At 58.0% G+C, this 18605-nt stretch carries 18 protein-coding genes and 1 riboswitch; of the genes, 13 read left to right on the top strand and 5 right to left on the bottom strand.

All coding sequences use genetic code 11. The annotated features are described in order from the left end of the window. Nucleotides 1–121: 121 nt before the first annotated feature. Entirely contained in the window at nucleotides 122–1084 is a 963-nt protein-coding gene (locus tag TQ39_RS02095) for an aldo/keto reductase (protein WP_050004395.1), read from the top strand. A 64-nt stretch (nucleotides 1085–1148) separates the two neighbouring features. Here the strand turns inward: TQ39_RS02095 and TQ39_RS02100 are convergent, their stop codons facing one another. Next, the gene (locus tag TQ39_RS02100) at nucleotides 1149–2441 is read right to left on the bottom strand and encodes an acyl-CoA reductase (RefSeq protein ID WP_050004396.1); all 1293 of its coding nucleotides are present in this window, start codon (nucleotides 2439–2441) and stop codon (nucleotides 1149–1151) included. Then, on the bottom strand, nucleotides 2438–3559 hold the full coding sequence (locus tag TQ39_RS02105) for a LuxE/PaaK family acyltransferase (protein WP_050004397.1): 1122 nt from the start codon (nucleotides 3557–3559) through the stop codon (nucleotides 2438–2440). The genes TQ39_RS02100 and TQ39_RS02105 overlap by 4 nt, the downstream gene beginning before the upstream one ends. 126 nt (nucleotides 3560–3685) lie before the next feature. Then, nucleotides 3686–3760: riboswitch (Fluoride riboswitch) on the top strand. A gap of 53 nt (nucleotides 3761–3813) precedes the next feature. Between TQ39_RS02105 and TQ39_RS02110 the strand changes: the two genes are divergently transcribed. From TQ39_RS02110 to TQ39_RS02165, 12 genes are all read left to right on the top strand, one after another. Further along, nucleotides 3814–4992, top strand: coding sequence for a cation:proton antiporter (locus TQ39_RS02110; protein WP_050004398.1), 1179 nt, complete (start codon nucleotides 3814–3816; stop codon nucleotides 4990–4992). 136 nt (nucleotides 4993–5128) lie between these two features. Next, nucleotides 5129–6106, top strand: coding sequence for a LacI family DNA-binding transcriptional regulator (locus tag TQ39_RS02115; RefSeq protein ID WP_050004399.1), 978 nt, complete (start codon nucleotides 5129–5131; stop codon nucleotides 6104–6106). 77 nt (nucleotides 6107–6183) lie between these two features. Beyond that, nucleotides 6184–7281 (top strand): phosphate/phosphite/phosphonate ABC transporter substrate-binding protein, encoded by a 1098-nt coding sequence (locus TQ39_RS02120; RefSeq protein WP_050004400.1) that lies wholly within the window; start codon nucleotides 6184–6186, stop codon nucleotides 7279–7281. A 90-nt stretch (nucleotides 7282–7371) separates the two neighbouring features. Further along, nucleotides 7372–8124 carry a phosphonate ABC transporter ATP-binding protein gene (phnC, locus tag TQ39_RS02125; protein ID WP_009325949.1) on the top strand — a complete coding sequence of 251 codons (753 nt, stop codon included), beginning with the start codon at nucleotides 7372–7374 and terminating at the stop codon, nucleotides 8122–8124. Continuing rightward, on the top strand, nucleotides 8121–8942 hold the full coding sequence (gene phnE, locus TQ39_RS02130) for a phosphonate ABC transporter, permease protein PhnE (RefSeq protein ID WP_009325950.1): 822 nt from the start codon (nucleotides 8121–8123) through the stop codon (nucleotides 8940–8942). The genes phnC and phnE (TQ39_RS02130) overlap by 4 nt, the downstream gene beginning before the upstream one ends. A gap of 13 nt (nucleotides 8943–8955) precedes the next feature. After that, nucleotides 8956–9765, top strand: coding sequence for a phosphonate ABC transporter, permease protein PhnE (gene phnE / locus TQ39_RS02135; protein ID WP_009325951.1), 810 nt, complete (start codon nucleotides 8956–8958; stop codon nucleotides 9763–9765). 2 nt (nucleotides 9766–9767) lie between these two features. After that, on the top strand, nucleotides 9768–11288 hold the full coding sequence (locus TQ39_RS02140; RefSeq protein ID WP_050004401.1) for a bifunctional metallophosphatase/5'-nucleotidase: 1521 nt from the start codon (nucleotides 9768–9770) through the stop codon (nucleotides 11286–11288). Between the two features lie 66 nt (nucleotides 11289–11354). Beyond that, entirely contained in the window at nucleotides 11355–12158 is an 804-nt protein-coding gene (locus TQ39_RS02145; RefSeq protein ID WP_050004402.1) for an inositol monophosphatase family protein, read from the top strand. Nucleotides 12159–12421: 263 nt separating this feature from the next. Then, complete coding sequence (locus tag TQ39_RS02150; protein ID WP_009325954.1) at nucleotides 12422–12679, top strand: (2Fe-2S) ferredoxin domain-containing protein; 258 nt, start codon at nucleotides 12422–12424, stop codon at nucleotides 12677–12679. Continuing rightward, the gene (locus TQ39_RS02155) at nucleotides 12676–14343 is read left to right on the top strand and encodes a [Fe-Fe] hydrogenase large subunit C-terminal domain-containing protein (RefSeq protein WP_009325955.1); all 1668 of its coding nucleotides are present in this window, start codon (nucleotides 12676–12678) and stop codon (nucleotides 14341–14343) included. The genes TQ39_RS02150 and TQ39_RS02155 overlap by 4 nt, the downstream gene beginning before the upstream one ends. A gap of 19 nt (nucleotides 14344–14362) precedes the next feature. Further along, nucleotides 14363–15538 carry a SpoIIE family protein phosphatase gene (locus TQ39_RS02160; protein WP_050004403.1) on the top strand — a complete coding sequence of 392 codons (1176 nt, stop codon included), beginning with the start codon at nucleotides 14363–14365 and terminating at the stop codon, nucleotides 15536–15538. 113 nt (nucleotides 15539–15651) lie between these two features. Further along, on the top strand, nucleotides 15652–15948 hold the full coding sequence (locus TQ39_RS02165; protein WP_009325957.1) for an alpha-helical endospore appendage domain-containing protein: 297 nt from the start codon (nucleotides 15652–15654) through the stop codon (nucleotides 15946–15948). A gap of 95 nt (nucleotides 15949–16043) precedes the next feature. Here the strand turns inward: TQ39_RS02165 and TQ39_RS02170 are convergent, their stop codons facing one another. From TQ39_RS02170 to TQ39_RS02180, 3 genes are read right to left on the bottom strand one after another with little or no spacing between them, the layout of a single operon-like run. Beyond that, nucleotides 16044–16760 (bottom strand): ABC transporter ATP-binding protein, encoded by a 717-nt coding sequence (locus TQ39_RS02170; RefSeq protein ID WP_009325958.1) that lies wholly within the window; start codon nucleotides 16758–16760, stop codon nucleotides 16044–16046. Further along, nucleotides 16760–17524 carry an ABC transporter ATP-binding protein gene (locus TQ39_RS02175; RefSeq protein WP_009325959.1) on the bottom strand — a complete coding sequence of 255 codons (765 nt, stop codon included), beginning with the start codon at nucleotides 17522–17524 and terminating at the stop codon, nucleotides 16760–16762. Before TQ39_RS02175 ends, TQ39_RS02170 begins: the two co-directional genes overlap by 1 nt. A 3-nt stretch (nucleotides 17525–17527) precedes the next feature. Continuing rightward, nucleotides 17528–18601 (bottom strand): branched-chain amino acid ABC transporter permease, encoded by a 1074-nt coding sequence (locus tag TQ39_RS02180; RefSeq protein WP_050004553.1) that lies wholly within the window; start codon nucleotides 18599–18601, stop codon nucleotides 17528–17530. Between the last annotated feature and the right edge of the window lie 4 nt (nucleotides 18602–18605).

Here is an 18605-nt window from a genome sequence, read left to right on the forward strand (position 1 = left end):
ATATGATAAGCTTTTTCCTGCAAGGCCGCTATGGGCGGGCATGTCTGCCCACAACGGCGTAAAGGCTCGGAAGCTGCCTGTGCAACAGGAAGCCCCCTATTGTTAAAAAGGAGAAAATACAATGGAATATGTAAAGCTCGGTAATTCACCTCTCACGGTGTCACGCCTTTGCGTAGGCTGCATGAGTTTTGGCGACCCGGCCAGCCGGATGCACGCCTGGACGCTGGACCCTGCTGAAAGCGAAGAGATCGTGAAGCACGCGCTTTCGCTGGGCATCAACTTCTTCGATACTGCCAACACCTACTCAGCGGGTACCAGCGAAGAATACCTGGGCCGCGCCATCCGCAGCAACGTCCCCCGCGACCAGGTCATCCTCGCCTCCAAGGTCTACTTCAACGAGGGGCACCTCTCCCGGGAGGCCATCCTGCGCGAGATCGACGGCACGCTGCAGCGGCTGGGCACAGACTATCTGGACCTGTACATCATCCACCGCTTTGACGCAGACACGCCCGTCGAGGAGACGATGGAGGCGCTGGACAGCCTTGTACGGGCGGGAAAAGTACGTGCGCTGGGCGCTTCCGCGATGTACGGCTATCAATTCTTCAACATGCAGCTTGCAGCGCGGGACAACGGCTGGACGCCATTCGTTTCCATGCAAAACCACTACAACCTGCTCTACCGCGAGGATGAGCGGGAGCTGATCCCCATTTGCACGCAGCAGAACGTGGCCCGCACCCCGTACAGCCCGTTGGCGGCGGGGCGGCTCTCCCGTTTGGAATGGGACGCAGACACCAAGCGCAGCCGGACGGACAAAACCGCCGTTTCCAAATATGACAGCACCCGGGAGAGCGACTACGGCATTGTGTTGCGCGTCCATGAGCTTGCCCAAAAGCACGCCGCCACGATGACACAAATCTCGCTTGCATGGCAGTTTGCCCGCGGCGTGGCCTCACCCATCATCGGCGCCACGAAGGCCCGCTACCTGGATGACGCGGCCGGTGCGCTGGACGTCCGCTTGAGCGCTGAAGACGTTGCTTATCTGGAAGAGCTGTACGTCCCCCACCGCGTTGTGGGAGCGCTGTGAGTATTTGACCATACCATTTTTCCATAAAAGGAGACGCGCTGTGTGGCGCGTCTCCTTTTGTGTTTCAGGGCTCCACCTCCACAATGCGCACATACCGGCGCAGCGGATATTCCCCATCGTGCGCTTCTCCGCACAGACTCTCAGACATATCTCCCGCACGCGTAATGCGCACAAGGCCGCAGCACATAAGGCGCTGTGCCAGCGCCAAACGGCGCTCCGGCGCACAAATTAACCCCGCCGTCTGCAGCCTGCCCTTTTCTCTGCGCAGCACCGGCAGCATACGTGCCGCCGGCAGACGCTTGACCGGGCAATTCCCGAACAATCCCGACAGCACCAGATTGTCATCCAAACACGCTTCAAGGCGGCAAAATTCTCCTCTGTACACGCGTGTGTCCGCCGCTCTTCCCCGTATGGCTTGCACCATCTCATCCAGATAGCGCCGGAGCGTCTGCTCCGCCGTTTCCTCGATGCCTTCCTGTGGGAAACGCCGTGACGCTTCTTCTAAGTATGGCAGAAACTTCTCGCAAAAAGCATATACCTGTTCCATGTCCTCTGTATCCAGAAAAATTGTCTGGCAGGAGCTGCACAGCAGCTGCTTTGTCTGAATGATATGTTCCGCCAGGGCCCGCAGCTCCAGCTGTTCATCCTCGTAGCCGGAGATATAAGCAAAACTCAGCCTGTGCCCCCATTCGATCAATTTTGCTCCCACAGGTGCAAAACGGCGCACCGCCTCTATAGCCGCATCTCCTCCCCACGTAATGATGCCGTCGCATAGGGCTGCCAGCCTTTGCAACGTAACAACATCACTGGAAGGCGTGTCGAAGATATAGATATAATCCGCCAATTCCGGTTCGATTTCCAGCATGCAGCGAACCGCTTCAACCGAAAGCCCGCCGTCTGCCTGAGGCAGCTTGAGCAGATTAATATTACCGGTGAGCAGCCCTTCCGCAAGGCTCAGAACCGGCAGGCCGTCTGCATTGCCCGCGGCAATATGCAGCACTGTGCCCAGCGGCACAGCGCGGCATATGCGCCGTGCGCTCCCGTTCGGCGGCGTCAGCGGATACTCACTCCCCAGGTGCATTCCCAGTTCCATGTGCAGACGGTATTCCAGATTTTCCCGCCGCAGCATGGCGGTCGCTGTACGCACCGCATCTGTGCGGCGCGAAAGCCCCAGCGCAGCAAGCTGTGCGTCAAACTGTCCGTTTTCGATATGTCTCCCAAGTGCGTCCAGCGCTGCAATCACCGTTTCTGAGCGCAGCGGCGCGCGGACACGTGTCTCATTGATTTCATCTTCCAGCCGTGCCAGCAGCACTTCACGTTCTTCTTCGCCGTACAGCTTCCCCTTCGCCAGTATCATCCGTTCACCCCCGCCAGCAGCTCCGCGGCACCCGCCGCACAGGTCTTGATTTCCTTTAAGCCCACACGCCCCAAAAGCTCCAAATAAGGACTTTCGATGCCACAGCCACAGGAGGCGCCGTCATGCAGCACCCCCAAATCGTCTGTAAGCACGCTTACGACCGGTGTTGCGCCTACCATCGGCGTAATCAAATTCACCAGGCCCGGCTTCCCGTGCGGCAGGGGCGCAAGCGTACGCACATCCCGGATTATCACACGGCTGTATACAGGCACATGGAAATGCTGGTTGGGACAGGCGCAGTACAGGATCGGATGCTCCACAGCCCCAAAAAACTCAACGATATTCTCTTGTCCCACGCCCAATACTTTTTCCGCCAACGCATAAAGCGTGCGCTTGTCTACCTGCTGCCGGTAAAACTGTTTCCATCCCCCGCCCAGCATGATCTTGGACCCACGGTGCAGCCGCAGCCGCATTCCCTGTTCCTCCATTTTCTGCAGCATAAAATAAGTGTAGGACGGAAACCCCATAAACCGCAGCGGGAACGCAGAATCCGCATGCCGCCGCACCGCAGCAACAACGCCATCCAGATCCGGCTCATACCCCTGCGGGCCATAGCGCAGTGCGTAGGTACGGCTTAGCGCCGGCGTGAAAAGCGTTGCTCCGAATGCAGTTTTTGTGACGGCCGTCTGGTTGCCCCGGTGCGGCTTGTATCCCAGCAGAATATAATGTGCGGGCCGCACAGAAAACAGGCTGTGCCGCTGCGCGATGCGCACCACCATCTCCAGCCCGCACAACAGCCCTCCCGCGTCAAAGCCGATCCGGCTCATCTGTCCTTTTGTGCCGGATGACGTTGCCCGGACCAGCTGGCGCCCACGCGGCATGGAATAAATCTCACGTCCTTTAAAAAAGGCGGTGGGCAAGGCGGGCAGACGGGCCAGATCCGTTTCACAACGCAGCGTTTCAGGTGAGAAATGAAAATGCTCAAGAATCGCACGGTATTCTCCGCAATGCGCGTAATGGTACGCACAATTTTCCCGGACAGCCTGTAAAAACAGATCCTGCGAAGCTTCTATGTCGTAAGGGTCGCGCAAGCGGAAAAGCTTCCTCCTGTATCTCAAATCCATTCCTCCTTCAATCTGCAGCGCAGCTCTACGCTGTTTTTTCTGAACACATTGTAACACGGCGAACACGGAAACGCCAGAAAAGCCCCTCCCTCTTGACATGCCTTTTTCTCCAGGTTATAATCCATTACAGGGAATGAAGTTCTCCCCTGGATTTTATCCAAAACCGCTTTTCAAGCTGATGACTTCTGCGATTTTATTTACGTCGCAGAAGCATCGGCTTTTTTGTTTCTGCGAAAAGGAGGAACACTATGTTATTCAGTCTGGCCGTGATCTTTCTGTGCGGCATGCTGCTGGGCGGGCTCTGTAAAAAGCTGAAACTGCCGCCGCTGCTGGGCATGCTGCTCACCGGAATCCTGCTCGGTCCTCATGCGCTGGATGTGCTGGATGGCAGCATCCTTGCCATCTCGGCCGATCTTCGCCGCATTGCGCTCATCATCATCCTAACGCGCGCGGGCCTGAACCTGGAGCTTGCCGACCTGAAGCGGGCCGGACGGCCCGCCGTGCTGCTCTGCTTCGTGCCTGCCTGCTTCGAGATCGCCGGAATGGTGCTGCTTGCGCCGCGCCTGCTGGGCATCTCTGTGTTGGACGCAGCCATCATGGGCAGCGTCGTGGCGGCGGTGTCGCCCGCTGTGATCGTTCCCAAAATGCTGCGTCTAATGGAGGAAGGGAGAGGTACGCGCGCCGGCATCCCACAAATGATCATGGCCGGCGCCTCGGTGGACGATGTGTTCGTTATCGTTCTTTTTACGGCCTTCACCGGGCTTGCGGACGGCGGCGGTATCTCGGCGGGCACGCTTGCGCGGATCCCGTTCTCCATTGTGCTGGGCATTCTGGCGGGTGCGGCATGCGGTTCCCTGCTGGCGGCCGTGTTCCGCCGCCTTCGTCTGCGGGACAGCGCAAAGGTGCTGATCCTGCTGAGCATTTCGTTCCTGCTCGTCACGCTGGAGGATAGCCTCAGCGGCCGGATGGGCTTTTCCGGTCTCATCGCGGTGGTGGCAGCCGGTGTGGCGCTTCAGCGGAAGCGGGGTGAGGTCGCCGCGCGGCTCTCGGCCAAATATGCAAAGCTTTGGGTAGCCGCCGAGCTGCTGCTGTTTGTTCTGGTGGGCGCCACAGTGGACCTGCGCTATGCCGCGGGCGCCGGCACAAAGGCGGTGCTGCTCATCTTTCTGGTACTTCTCTTCCGAATGCTGGGCGTATGGGTGTGCCTGCTGCGCACCCGCCTTTCCCTCAGAGAGCGCGCATTCTGTATGTTGGCCTACTGTCCCAAGGCGACCGTACAGGCCGCAATCGGCTCCATCCCGCTGGGCATGGGCCTTGCCTGCGGTGATATCGTGCTGACAGTGGCCGTATTGTCCATCCTAATCACCGCGCCGCTGGGCGCGTTTGCCATCGACTGTACCTATCAAAGGCTGCTGAAAAAAAACTGACTCTGCCGGACGGCGCGTTTCCTTCAGAGCGCGCTGTTCTTTTTTGTTTTATTTTAGTAAAAAATCAGTAAAAATAGTTGACTTTGGCATCGTGCCCGGTATACTTAAATTGTAAAACCAGAGGAGGGAACTGCACATGGCCACCATCAAAGACGTTGCACAGAGCGCACAGGTCTCTGCCACAACGGTATCACGGGTGCTGAACAGGGATGACAACATGTCCGTCACGCCTGAGGTGCGCATGCGCATCTTCCAGGCCGCCCATGCGCTGGGCTATGTTTCTCCCCGTCAGCGCAGGGCTGCGGCGGAAAAGACAAAGCTCATCATCGGCGTAGCTGATTGGCGCATCATCCGGCCGGACAGGCCCAACATCCGCCTTTCTTCTCTGTCGTGCCTGGTGCAGATGATGACGGATCAGTACGACGTTTCCTTTATCCGACTGATGTTCGGCCAACCTCAGCCCGTGGACGGCGTGATCGCTTTTGGCGCATTCACCGCGCCGGAGATGGATTTTCTCCGTTCTCTGTCTTTCGCCATCGTGTTCGTCAATTCCGACCAGCACAATTACGAGTTCGACCAGATCCAGGTGGATTTCGACCAGGGCCTGAAGCAGATGGCAGCTTACCTGCTGGACAAAAAGCAATACCGCGGCATCGGTTATATCGGGGGCGTGTACGAGCACGGCGGCGTGCGCATCGGCGGCCGCCGCCTGTCCGGTTTGCGCCGTATTTTAGAGGAACGTGGCCTGTATGATCCCACTGTGTTCCATGTGGGAGACATCAGCCGTGAAAGCGGCTATACTCTTGCCCGGCAGGCCGCACGCGAGGGCAGGCTGGCCGAGGCCATGCTGCTGGGCAGTGACGAGGTGGCCGAAGGCGCGCTGGAGGCTTTCCGTGAACTGGGCCTGCGCGTGCCCAAGGATGTTGCCGTCATCATTTATCAGGATATCCAGACGCTGGAAAGCAAATGGCCCACCGGTACCTGCATCGAAATGTTTCCGGACTATATCTGGGAAAACGCGCTGGAGATCCTATTCGGGCGCATCAGCCAGAAGCGGACGCAGGCGGTCACGGTTGTTGTCCCCACGCACATCCGCATCGGCGATACGGCATGAGCGCTTTTCCGGTTGCAAGGGCGCGTCGTCCCTTACAATATATCTGCCACAAACAAGAAAACACAGGAGGACCTAACATGAAAAAATCTGTTTCCCTGCTCCTTGCAGGCGCGATGTGCGCTGGCTTGCTGGCCGGCTGCAGTTCGTCCAGCACATCCGGCGGCACCTCTGCGGTCGCTTCCGGCAGCACTGCTCCTTCGTCCGTTGTCTCCGGTGAAGCGGGCAGCAAATCCATCGAAAAGCTCAGCATCGCCTTTGTTCCCTCCCGCGAACCGGAGGAGATCATCACCGCCACCGAGCCTCTGAAAGAAATGCTCACTGCCGAGCTTGCCGGCCTGGGCTATGACGTGGGCGAGGTGGAGATCACTGTGGGCACCAGCTATGAGGCTGTGGGTGAGGCCCTTTCCGCCGGCACTGCCGACGTTGGCCTGATTCCGGGCGGCACCTATGTATTGTACGACGATGGATGCGACGTACTGCTGACAGCCACCCGCGACGGCCTGTCCATTGATTCCGACAGCGCCAAGGACTGGAATGACAACGCCCCCACCGAGGCTACCACGAACCAGGTCACCAGCTACCGCGCTCTGATGATCGCCGGCCCGTCCGAAAAGGGACAGGCGCTTGCCGCCAAGGTCAACGCCGGCGAGGATCTCACCTGGGAGGATGTGAGCGGCGTAAACTGGAGCGTTATGGGTTCCTCTTCCCCCGCGGGCTACATCTATCCCTCCCTTTGGCTGCAGGAGCAGTTCGACAAAAATATCACCGAGCTGCCCCACGCCGTACAGTCCGATTCTTACGGCAGCGCCTTCGCCCGCCTGGCATCCGGCCAGATCGACGTGCTGTGCACCTACGCTGACGCCCGCCGCGACTATGCCGACAAATGGACCAGCGAGTATGCGATGACGAACAGTATCTGGGAGGATACTGCCGTAATCGGCGTGACCCCCGCCATTTACAACGACACCATCAGTGTCAGCAAATCATCCCCCATCATGGACGATGATTTTAAAGCCGCTCTCTCCCAGGCGTTCATCAACATCGGCAACACCGAGGAGGGCAAGGCTGTCATTTCCATTTACAGCCACCAGGGTTATCAGCCCGCGCAGGCCTCTGACTATGATTCCGAGCGCGCCGCCCAGAAAATGATCCAGGAGCTGAACAGCGCCGCCTGATTTCCCCGAAACAGACGGACAACGTGTAATGCAGAAAAGGAGGGAGAGCTGTGCGCTCCCTCCTTTTTTTGAGAGTGTGAGGTTTATAAGATGATTGAATTCAAACATGTAAACAAAAAATACCCCAACGGCTTCGAGGCGCTGAAGGACATTGACCTGACCATTGGACAAGGCGAGTTCGTGGCCATCATCGGCCTTTCCGGCGCTGGCAAATCCACGCTGATCCGCACCATCAACCGCATGCATGACATCACGAACGGCACACTGACGGTGGACGGCACCGATGTGATGCAGCTGCACGGCAAAAGCCTGCGCGCGTTCCGCCGCCGCATTGGCATGATCTTTCAATCCTTCAATCTGGTCACACGCACCACAGTCATCAAAAATGTACTCACCGCCTTTGTGCCGGAGCTTCCCTGGTGGCGTGCAGCTCTCGGCATCTTTACCAAAGCGGAAAAGACAGCCGCGCTGGAAGCGCTGGACAAGGTCGGCATTCTGGACAAGGCCTTTGTCCGTGCAGACCAGCTCTCCGGCGGCCAGCAGCAGCGTGTCGCGCTGGCCCGCACACTGGCGCAGAATCCACAGATCATCCTGGCCGACGAGCCTGTGGCTTCGCTGGACCCCGTCACCGCCAAACAGGTGATGGATGATTTCCAACGCATCAACCGGGACATGAGGATCACCATTCTCATCAACATCCACCATGTGGACCTGGCGCTGCAGTATGCTACCCGCGTCATTGGCATTCGCGCAGGGCGCGTGGTATATGACGGCCCGGCCGGTGAGGTGGACGGCGCCGTCCTGGACGCCATTTATCAGGATCGGAAGGAGGCCACGGCATGAACCTTTACGACAAGGTGTTCCCGCCCAAAGTCATTGTACTGCCCAACGGAAAAAACGTGACGAAGCCCCGCTCCCGCGCCCCACTGGCCGCCGCTGTGCTTTTGGCGCTCACGGTGCTCTCTGTTAAGGTGACAGGCTTTGACATGTCTCTGCTGGCCCGGCGCATCAAGGAATTCTTCGTCATTCTGGGACAGATGATACCGCCGCAATGGAGTTATATGCCTCAGATCTGGCAGCCGCTGTTCGACACCATCAAGATGTCTCTGCTTGGCTCTGTTATCGGCTCGCTGCTGGTGGTTCCGTTCGCCATGCTGGCTTCCTCCAATATTATCCACAACCGTGCGGTCGTCAGCGTCATGCGTTTGATCCTCAGTATCATCCGCACCCTGCCCACGCTCGTTACGGCGCTTATTGCCACCTATGTGTTCGGCCTGGGCACGCTGGCCGGCACCACAGCCATTGCCGTGTTTACCTTCGCCTACATCGGCAAGATCTTGTATGAGGAGATCGAGACCGTAGACATGGGCGCGTTTGAAGCCATGGAGGCCATGGGTTCTACCAAAGTGCGCGCATTCATCAGTTCTATCGTGCCGCAGGTGCTTCCCTCCTACCTTTCCAACTGCCTGTTCTGCTTTGAGGGCAATGTGCGCTACGCCTCCATCCTGGGCTATGTGGGGGCGGGCGGCCTTGGACTGATTTTGAATGAAAAGATCGGCTGGCGCGAATATTCCAGTGTGGGTATGATCCTGCTGGCGCTGTTCGTGACAGTATTCATCATCGAAAGCATCAGCCGCGCCGCGCGCAAACGGCTGGTTTAAGGAGGCGCAGGACATGAACGAACGCATTGAAAAGGCCTATGCCCAGCGCCCGAAGCGCTGGGTCTTTGAGCTTTCCGTCGCGGTTATCGTTACGGCTCTGATTGTGTGGAGCGCAACAGCTGTGGAAACCAGCGGTACAACGCAGAACGGCGGCAAAATCGCTCTGAACATCCTTTCCGGCATCTTTCATCCGGACACGGGCCTGCTGTTCAATCTGACGGTGCAGGGTGTTCCCTATCTGCTTCTTGAGACCGTATGCATTGCATTTCTCGGCACTGTTGTGGGCGCCGTCATCTCCATTCCGCTGGCGTTTCTCTCCGCGTCCAACCTGACGCCGAAGCCCATTGCTTTTATCGGCCGCATCATCATTATGGCCGTGCGCACGGTGCCCGCGTTCATCTATGGGCTGATGTTCATCCGTGTCACGGGACCGGGCGCTTTCGCGGGCCTGCTGACGATGTCGCTGTGCTCTGTGGGCATGGTGAGCAAAATGTATATTGAAGCCATAGAAGACCTGGATGTACGCGTGCTGGAATCTCTGGACGCCGCCGGATGCACCACTTGGCAGAAGATCCGCTATGGCATCCTGCCTCAGTTGATGCCCAACTTCGCTTCCACCGCCATCTACCGTTTTGACATCAACCTGCGCGACGCTACTGTTCTGGGCCTTGTGGGAGCTGGCGGCATCGGCGCGCCGCTTATCTTTGCAATGAACAGCTACCGTTGGAGCGAAGCCGGCGCCATTCTTGCTGGGCTGATCGTTTTGGTGCTGGCCGTGGAGTGGCTCTCAACAAAAATCCGCATAAAATTGGCGAGAGGCTGAACATGGAACGTACTTTTAAAATTATTTATACGTCCGATACGCACGGACATATCTTCCCCGTCAACTACGCCGCCGGATGCGGCGAAAGCTCCGGCCTGCTGAACCTGGCCGCACAAATCGACAAGAACGGAAACACGCTGGTGCTGGACGGCGGAGACTCTTTGCAGGGCACGCCGCTGGTGCAGTATTATCTGGCGCACGCGGACGAATTTCCCCATCATCCTGTGGCCGAAGCCTTCAATGCCATGGGCTGTGATTATTTCACACTTGGCAACCACGATTTCAACTTCGGCTATGACGCGCTGCGCGCATATCTGTGCGCCATGGACGGCGTGTGCCTGTGCGCCAATGTACAAGATCTGGGCGGCGCGCTGCCTTTGCTTCCGGAGACTGTCCACACGCTGAAAAACGGCCTGCGCATCGGCATCACAGGCATTGTCACCGATTATGTAAACGTCTGGGAGCAGCCCCAGAATCTGAAAAAGCTGCGCATCACCGAGGCTTTTGACGCCGCGCGTGCTGCCTGTGCCCGTTTGCGCCCGATATGTGACATATGCGTGTGTATCTATCACGGCGGCTTTGAAGAGGATCTGCACACGGGCGCGGTGCTGTCCGGCAGCGGAGAAAACCTTGCGTGCAGGATCGCGCGCGAGCTTGACTTTGACCTGCTTCTTACGGGCCACCAGCACATGCCCGTAGAAAGCGTGCGCATCGGCGGAACCTTCGCCGTGCAGCCCCCCGCCAATGCCGGGCGCTATCTGCAGGTGGAAGCCGCGGTACGGGACGGCGGTGCAGAATTTTCCGCACGCCTGCTGCCTGTGGGCGGCATACACCGGGAACAGCCTTACCGCCGCCTCCTGCCTCTGGAGCAGGCCGCACAGGGCTGGCTGGACGAACCTGTGGGGCATCTGGAGCAGGCCATCCCCCCTGAGGAAAAGCTGTGCGCAGCGCTGCACGGCAGCGCTGTGGCGGCATTGTTCAACCAAGTCCAGCTTTCACACACCGGTGCCGACATCTCCTGCACCAGCCTCGGCAATGAACCCGCAGGCCTTGCCGCGTCCGTAACCATGCGTGCCATTACGGCGGCATACTTGTTCTCCAACACACTGGTGGTGCTGGAGATTACGGAAGAGATCCTGCGCGCGCTTCTGGAACGCTGCGCCTCCTATTTCACACTGGAAAACGGAACGCCCCGGGTGTCCGATGCTTTTCTCTCCCCCAAGGTGGAGCATTACAACTACGATTTCTTCGCTGGGATCTCTTATCAGTTTGATCTGCGGCAGCCTGTGGGCCGCCGACTGACCCGGCTCTCCCGGCTTGACGGCACCCCCTTGGGGCCTGGGCCTCTGCGGCTTTGTACCAGCAATTACCGTGCCACGGGCACCGGTGGCTACGACGCACTGCGCACCTGCCCCGTATTGTGGCGCGGCAGCGTGGAAATGCCTGAGCTTGTGGCAGAGTATGTGCGCGCCAACAGTCCCGTTTCCCTGCCGTGTAACGGCCGGATGGAGGCTATATGGTAACACACTTGACACAATATGTCGGTTATGCTTTGATAAAAGCAGGATGTTGCGGAAAGGAGGAGGAACATGGACCGCTTTGATACAGCCCGCGCGCTGGTGCTGGCGGCGGGCGCGCGTCTGCGTCTGGCCCGCCCGGAGGCCGGCGCGGTTTGGGAGAAAACCGGGCATCAGGATCTTGTAACACGTTGTGACCGCGAGACGGAACAGTTCCTGCGCAGCGGCATCCTGTCCGCCTTTCCGGGCGACGCCATCGTAGGCGAGGAATATCCCGCCACGCCCCCGGGCGGTACGGGCTGCGTGTGGTATCTGGACCCCATCGACGGTACAACAAATTTTGTCAGCCAGCACCGCAACTATGCGGTGTCTGTGGGCTGCTACCAGGACGGTGTACCTGCCTTCGGCCTTGTGCTGGACGTTGAACGCGGCGCGCTGTACTCCGCCCGGCACGGCGGCGGCGCACTGCGCGATGAAGCGCCCATTCATGTTTCGCACTGCGGCGTGCTGCGGGACGCATTGCTCACGACACCGGGCGTTCTGCACACTTTTTTGCGGGAGCACCCCCGGCGCGCTGGGCTTGTAGAGCTTGCCGGAGCTGTCCGCGGGGTGCGCAGCATGGGGTGTGTGGCACTGGAGCTGTGCGCCGTGGCCGCGGGTGAAGCAGAGCTGTTTGTGGCGCTGCGTTCGTGTCCATGGGACCATAACGCGGCGCGCATCATTCTGGCTGAGGCCGGAGGCTGTATCTGTGCGCTGGACGGAGCCCCTCTGCCGCAGGACACGGGCAGCGCAGTGCTTGCGGCCTGTTCCCGCCCGCTTCTGGAACAGGTGCTCGCCGGCATTTCCGCAAATACGTCAAGCCGGGAGAACGGTTGACGCACCGTTTGCCCGGCCGAGGCCGCGCCACTGCACCGACGTATTCTGGACCGTGCACTCCCCCTAAACAGCCGCCGGGCCTTCTGTGAAGCCCGGCGGCTGTTCTGCTGCACACCGGGCGGTGTATTTCGCGGAAAAGCGCCCTCAATTCCCACAAAAGCTTCTTTTGCGGATTGACCTCGCCTGTTCATTCATATTATAATATAAACAATTGCAGTTGTTATGTTTTTAACGGCGCAAACTTGTTAAGGATGGATGTACTTATGAAAATCTGCGTATGTGTCGGTTCTTCCTGTCACCTCAAAGGCTCCTACGACATCATCAACCTGATGAAGGCGGCGCTTGAAAAGTACGGGCTCACGGATACGGTGGATCTCTCGGCCGCATTCTGCCTGGGCAAATGCACCCACGGCGTCTCCATCAAGGTGGATGACGAGATCGTTACCGGGCTGAACCGTGATAACTTCGATGATATTTTTGCCGGCTCGGTGCTGGCGAAGCTTGGGAGGAAGCCGGAATGAACAAATTCCTGCAGCTCAAAAAATCGAACTGCAAAAACTGCTACAAATGCATCCGCAACTGCCCGGTGAAAAGCATCAAATTTGCCGACGGGCAGGCGAATATCATCCCGGATGAATGCATCCTGTGCGGCCGCTGCTTCGTAAACTGTCCCCAGGACGCAAAACAGATCCGCGACGACGTGCCCCGCGTAAAAGAGATGATCGCCTCCGGCAAAAAGGTCATCGCCAGTGTGGCGCCCTCGTTTATCGCGGAATTTCCGCTGATGGACTTCGCCGCGATGAAGGACGCTCTGCTGAAGCTGGGCTTTGCCGACGCACAGGAGACCGCCATCGGCGCAACCATCGTCAAAACCGAATACGAAAAGATGATCGCCTCCGGCAAGCACGACGTGATCATTTCTTCGTGCTGCCACAGCGTCAACGCGCTCATTCAGAAATACTATCCCAGCGTGCTGCCGTATCTGGCGGACGTGCTCTCCCCCATGCTGGCGCATTGCCGCGTCATCAAGGAGGAAAATCCCGGCGCATGTGCCGTATTCATCGGCCCGTGCATTTCCAAGAAGGAAGAGGCTGAGCTGTACGGCGAGTGCGACGTTGCCCTCACCTACGAGGAGCTGGAGGCATGGATGAACGAGGCCGGCGTGGTGCCCGCGGGCGATTCCACCGAGCCGGATGAGGGAAAGCGCGGCCGCTTCTTCCCCATCAAGGGCGGCATCATCAAAAGCATGCACACCGAAAACACTGGTTTCACTTATCTGGCCGTGGACGGCGTACAGAACTGCATCGCCGCCATCAAGGAGATCGAATCCGGTGCGCTGAAGAACTGCTTTATCGAAATGAACGCCTGCGAGGGCGCATGCATCAACGGCCCGGCCATCAGCCATCATCACAAGCCTCTGCTCAGCGGCGAGGTAAAGGTGGTCGCCTTTGCCGGGGACGATGAGTTCCGTGTGGCGATGCCCATCGATACATTCAAGAACATCCCCTACATCGGCACCCACGAAAAGATACCCGGAGAAGCAGCCATCAAAGAGATTCTGGCCAAGATGGGCAAAACCAGCCCCGAGCAGGAGCTCAACTGCGGCAGCTGCGGTTATCCTACCTGCCGTGAAAAGGCCATTGCCGTATATCAAGGCAAGGCCGATCTTTCCATGTGCCTGCCTTTCCTGAAAGAAAAGGCCGAAACATTCTCCGGCTATGTCATCAACAATACGCCCAATGCCATTTTTGTGCTGGATGAAAATCTGTGCGTACAGCAGATCAACAAAGCAGGCTGCGCGCTGTTCAACCTCAAAACGCCTTCTGATATCCTGGGTTCCCCCATCGTGCGGCTGCTGAACCCGGCCGATTACCTGGGCGTGATGACCAGCGGAGTGCCTATCAAGGAGAAAAAGCACTATCTGGCCGAATACAAAAAATATGTGGCTGAAACCATCGTTTACGACCACGAGTACCACATCGTGTTCAGCATTATGCGCGATATCACCAGCGAGGAGGAACGCCAGAGCGAACGCTCTGAGCTGTGCAATAAGACGGTGGCCATCACCAATGAAGTGATTGAAAAGCAGATGCGCGTGGTGCAGGAGATCGCTTCCCTGCTGGGCGAAACCACCGCCGAGACGAAGATCGCGCTGACGCAGCTCAAGGACGCCCTGCAAAAATAAAGGAGGGCCATAGGCACCCATGAATAACCTTTGGACAGACACCGGCTACATCAGCCTGAACCACGTGAATGAGCAGCTTTGCGGAGACCGTGTGGAAATCATCGGCAACAATGAAAAATCTCTGACAATGGTGCTGGCGGACGGTCTGGGCAGCGGCGTAAAGGCCAACATCCTTTCTACGCTCACCAGCAAAATCATCTGCACGATGATGGCAAACGGCATGCCCATTGAGGAATGTGTGGACACCATTGCAAAAACTTTGCCCGTGTGCAGTGTTCGGCAGGTGGCCTATTCCACATTCACCATCATCCGCATTACCGACAACACCACGGCCGAGATCATTCAGTTCGATAACCCCAACGTCATCCTGCTGCGGAACGGCAAAAGCGTGGATTACCCCATCGTCAGCCGCGTCATCGAGGGCAAAACCATACTGGAAAGCCGCATTCCCCTGCAGCTGCATGATGTGTTCATCGCCATGAGCGACGGCGCCATCTATGCAGGCGTAGGCAAGACGATGAATTTCGGCTGGCAGCGCGAGAATATCATCGAATACGCCGAGCGTCTGTACGACGACACGCTCTCGGCCAAGATGATCGCGTCCATGATCGTGGACGAGTGCAACCGCCTGTATGAAGGCGAGCCCGGCGACGATACCACCGTGGCCGCCGTGCGCATCCGGGAACGCACGCCTGTCAATCTGCTGATGGGCCCGCCCGCAGACCCGCGCGACGCAACGAAAATGATGACGCTTTTCTTCTCGAAGGAAGGCAAAAAAATCGTCTGCGGCGGCACCACCTCCCAGATTGCGGCAGACTATCTGCACGAAACCATCGTCACCTCTCTGGATTACGGCACCGACCCCGCCATTCCTCCCGTGGGCCATATGAAAGGCGTGGATCTTGTGACAGAGGGCGTCATCACCATGAGCCGAGTGGTGGAATACGCCAAGGCCTTTGTGGAAGGCACCGACCTTACCAACCTGTGGAGCGTGCAGACGGACGGAGCCTCGCAAATCGCCCAGCTTTTGTTCGAGTATGCCACGGACATCAATTTTTTTATCGGCAAGGCCATCAATCCGGCGCACCAGAACCCGGATCTGCCGATTACCTTCGGCATCAAAATACGCCTGGTACAGGAGCTTTCCGAATATCTGGAAAAGATGGGCAAACAAATCAAAGTGAGCTACTTCTAAGCAGAAAACCCCGCCGCAAGGCGGGGTTTTCACAGTTTCGGCGGTTTCTCATATACTGATAATAACCATACGGCAGATATGGAAATCAACCGCAGATAAGGGAGGAAACCGCAATGTCAATGCCCACCATCACAACGTCCCCGAACCCCATCTCCATGAGCCAGGCCATTACCGATCTCATCGAGTCCATTGCGCTGGAGGAAACGGCTTTGAGCCATATTCTGAACGCAGAGGGCGAAAAACTGCAAAAGGTGCTCGCCATGGAAGACGTTTCGCTGAATCAGATCCTGGATGTGAACGAGACCGTCATGAACATGGTCACCACAGTCAACGAGCTGGAGCACACGCTCCGCGACAAGCTGGAGTTCATCTCCAACAACCTTTATTACCCTTCCCGGGAAAGCTGCTGAGGCATGCCGCACAGGCTTACTGCCTCCCCTGGCGGCGTGCAAAAAAGAAAAGGGCGTGTCCCCGACAGGGACGCGCTCCTTTCTGTTTTGCTGTTTCAACCGCCCAGATACGCTTTGCGCACCTGGTCGTTATTGGCCAGTTCATGCGCGTCGCCGGACATGACGATGGAACCTGTCTCCAGGACATAGGCCCGGTTCGCGATCTCCAGCGCCATCTTGGCGTTCTGCTCCACCAGCAGAATAGTCACGCCGGATTGATTCACATCGTGGATGATGCTGAATATCTCCTGCACCAACAACGGAGACAGGCCCATGGAGGGCTCGTCCAGCAGCAGCATCTTGGGTTTGCACATCAGCGCGCGGCCAATGGCCAGCATCTGCTGCTCACCGCCGGAAAGCGTTCCGGCAATCTGCCTGCGGCGCTCCTTCAGACGCGGCAGGCGCTGAAACACCATCTCATAATCCGCCGCAACGGCATCCGCGCCGTCCTTTCGGGTGTACGCCCCCAGCGCCAGATTCTGCTGCACCGTCAGCTGCGAAAACACGCGCCGCCCCTCCGGCACCTGTGTCAGGCCCAACTGGATGATTTTATGCGCTTCCATGCTGCTGATGGGCTGGCCGCAAAAGGATATCTCCCCCTGTTTGGGCTTGAGCAGCCGGGAAACAGCATGGAGCGTGGTCGTTTTGCCCGCACCGTTTGCGCCGATCAGCGTGACGATCTCGCCCTCGTTCACATCGAATGAAATGCCCTTGATGGCGTTGATGGCGCCGTAATTTACAACAAGGTCCTTGACCGAAAGCATCACGCCCATTACGCCTCACCTCCCAAATATGCCGCAATAACCTTTGGGTCGCTGCGGACGGTCTCGGGGTCGCCCTCCGCGATGATACGGCCGTAATCCAATACCGTGATATGCTCACACAGGCCCATAACAAAGCTCATGTCGTGTTCGATGAGCAGAACCGCGATGTCGAATTTATCCCGCACAAAACGGACGGTCTCCATCAGTTCGGCAGTCTCATTGGGGTTCATACCAGCCGCAGGCTCGTCCAGCAGCAGCAGCTTGGGATTCGTTGCCAACGCTCTGGCGATCTCCAGCTTGCGCTGCTTTCCGTAGGGCAGGCTGGAGGCCGGCTGCCCCGCTTCTCCGTCCAAATCGAAGATCTTCAGCAGCTCCATTGCCTTTTCATTCATGGCCCGCTCCTTCACAAAATAGGAGGGCAGACGCAGAATTCCCGTGGCCGTGGTGTATTTCACCTGGTTATGCAGGCCCACCTTCACGTTGTCCAGCACCGTCATATCCTTGAACAGACGGATATTCTGAAACGTGCGCGCGATGCCCGCCTTATTGATGACAGCCGGCTTGAGACCAACGATGCTTTTTCCGTCCAGCACGATATCGCCTTCCGTGGGCTGGTACACACCGGTGAGCATGTTGAACACCGTTGTTTTGCCCGCACCGTTGGGACCGATAAGGCCGTACAGATGGCCCTTTTCAATGGAAAGCGCAAATTTTTCCACGGCCTGCAGGCCGCCGAATGCGATGCCAAGGTTCGTTACTTCCAGCAAAGCCATGCATCACACCTCCTTCTCGCCCGCCGCAGCCTTCTTGCGCGGCAGCGGCAGCCTGGCGGCCAGCCTGCGGCGCCAGGCCACAAGCTGCGGGCTCTGGTTGAACAGCATCATCACAATGAGCACGACAGCATACACCAGCATGCGGTAATCGCTGAAGCCGCGCAGCAGCTCCGGCAGGATGGTGAGCAGCGCAGCCGCAATGATGGAACCACGGATGTTGCCCATACCGCCCACAACGACAAACACCAGAATCAGAATGGAAGTGTTGTAATCAAACTTTTTCGCCACCAGCGAGGAGAAATTATGCGCATACAGCGCGCCCGCCAAACCGGCCAGCGCTGCGGAAATGGTAAACGCGATGAGCTTATACCGCGTGACATTGACGCCCACGGATTCCGCTGCGATGCGGTTGTCCCGGATGGACATGATCGCACGGCCCGTGCGGGAATTGATGAGGTTCAGAACGATGAAGAGCGTGATGAGAATAAGTACAAAGCCCAGCCCGAAGGTGGCGCTTCGCGGCATGCCGGTGATGCCCTGTGCGCCGTTGATGATCACATCGCCTGTCTCGTCCAGGTTCAGCGAAAGCGCGTCCTTCAGCGAAACATGGAAGCCGGACGCATCTCTGCCGACATAGAAGGAATTGAGCAGGTTTTTGATGATCTCACCAAAGGCCAGCGTTACGATGGCAAGATAGTCCCCCTGCAGGCGCAATACAGGAATGCCGATCAAAAAACCGAACAAGGCTGCGGCCGCGGTCCCCGCCAGCAACGCCAGCGCAAAGCAGAGCCAGCCCGGCACGGCGTCCCCAACACACACGGAGACAAACGCCCCCACAAAACCGCCCACGCTCATAAAGCCCGCATGCCCCAGGCTCAGCTCGCCCAGGATGCCCACGGTGAGGTTGAGGGAAATTGCCATAATGATATATGCGCAGATCGGAACGAGCTGCCCCGACAGGGAATTTGTGAGCATGCCTATGCCTGAAAGCAGCTGGATGGCCAAAAACATCACAACGACCATTCCATAGGTCACAAGGTCGCGCCGGAAGCTGCGGCTCAAAGTTTTCATTTTCATTGCG

The organism is Ruthenibacterium lactatiformans, assembly GCF_000949455.1.
Taxonomy (GTDB): domain Bacteria; phylum Bacillota; class Clostridia; order Oscillospirales; family Ruminococcaceae; genus Ruthenibacterium; species Ruthenibacterium lactatiformans.

Excerpts from the sequence above, each read along its gene's own strand:
- TQ39_RS02175 (WP_009325959.1), bottom strand. The coding sequence starts at position 17,524 with ATGGCTTTGCTGGAAGTAACGAACCTTGGCATCGCATTCGGCGGCCTG.
- TQ39_RS02160 (WP_050004403.1), top strand. The coding sequence starts at position 14,363 with ATGAATAACCTTTGGACAGACACCGGCTACATCAGCCTGAACCACGTG.
- TQ39_RS02145 (WP_050004402.1), top strand. The coding sequence starts at position 11,355 with ATGGACCGCTTTGATACAGCCCGCGCGCTGGTGCTGGCGGCGGGCGCG.
- TQ39_RS02095 (WP_050004395.1), top strand. The coding sequence starts at position 122 with ATGGAATATGTAAAGCTCGGTAATTCACCTCTCACGGTGTCACGCCTT.
- TQ39_RS02140 (WP_050004401.1), top strand. The coding sequence starts at position 9,768 with ATGGAACGTACTTTTAAAATTATTTATACGTCCGATACGCACGGACAT.
- phnE (WP_009325951.1), top strand. The coding sequence starts at position 8,956 with ATGAACGAACGCATTGAAAAGGCCTATGCCCAGCGCCCGAAGCGCTGG.
- TQ39_RS02110 (WP_050004398.1), top strand. The coding sequence starts at position 3,814 with ATGTTATTCAGTCTGGCCGTGATCTTTCTGTGCGGCATGCTGCTGGGC.
- TQ39_RS02170 (WP_009325958.1), bottom strand. The coding sequence starts at position 16,760 with ATGGGCGTGATGCTTTCGGTCAAGGACCTTGTTGTAAATTACGGCGCC.
- TQ39_RS02100 (WP_050004396.1), bottom strand. The coding sequence starts at position 2,441 with ATGATACTGGCGAAGGGGAAGCTGTACGGCGAAGAAGAACGTGAAGTG.
- TQ39_RS02150 (WP_009325954.1), top strand. The coding sequence starts at position 12,422 with ATGAAAATCTGCGTATGTGTCGGTTCTTCCTGTCACCTCAAAGGCTCC.
- phnC (WP_009325949.1), top strand. The coding sequence starts at position 7,372 with ATGATTGAATTCAAACATGTAAACAAAAAATACCCCAACGGCTTCGAG.
- phnE (WP_009325950.1), top strand. The coding sequence starts at position 8,121 with ATGAACCTTTACGACAAGGTGTTCCCGCCCAAAGTCATTGTACTGCCC.
- TQ39_RS02120 (WP_050004400.1), top strand. The coding sequence starts at position 6,184 with ATGAAAAAATCTGTTTCCCTGCTCCTTGCAGGCGCGATGTGCGCTGGC.
- TQ39_RS02180 (WP_050004553.1), bottom strand. The coding sequence starts at position 18,601 with ATGAAAATGAAAACTTTGAGCCGCAGCTTCCGGCGCGACCTTGTGACC.
- TQ39_RS02115 (WP_050004399.1), top strand. The coding sequence starts at position 5,129 with ATGGCCACCATCAAAGACGTTGCACAGAGCGCACAGGTCTCTGCCACA.
- TQ39_RS02165 (WP_009325957.1), top strand. The coding sequence starts at position 15,652 with ATGTCAATGCCCACCATCACAACGTCCCCGAACCCCATCTCCATGAGC.
- TQ39_RS02155 (WP_009325955.1), top strand. The coding sequence starts at position 12,676 with ATGAACAAATTCCTGCAGCTCAAAAAATCGAACTGCAAAAACTGCTAC.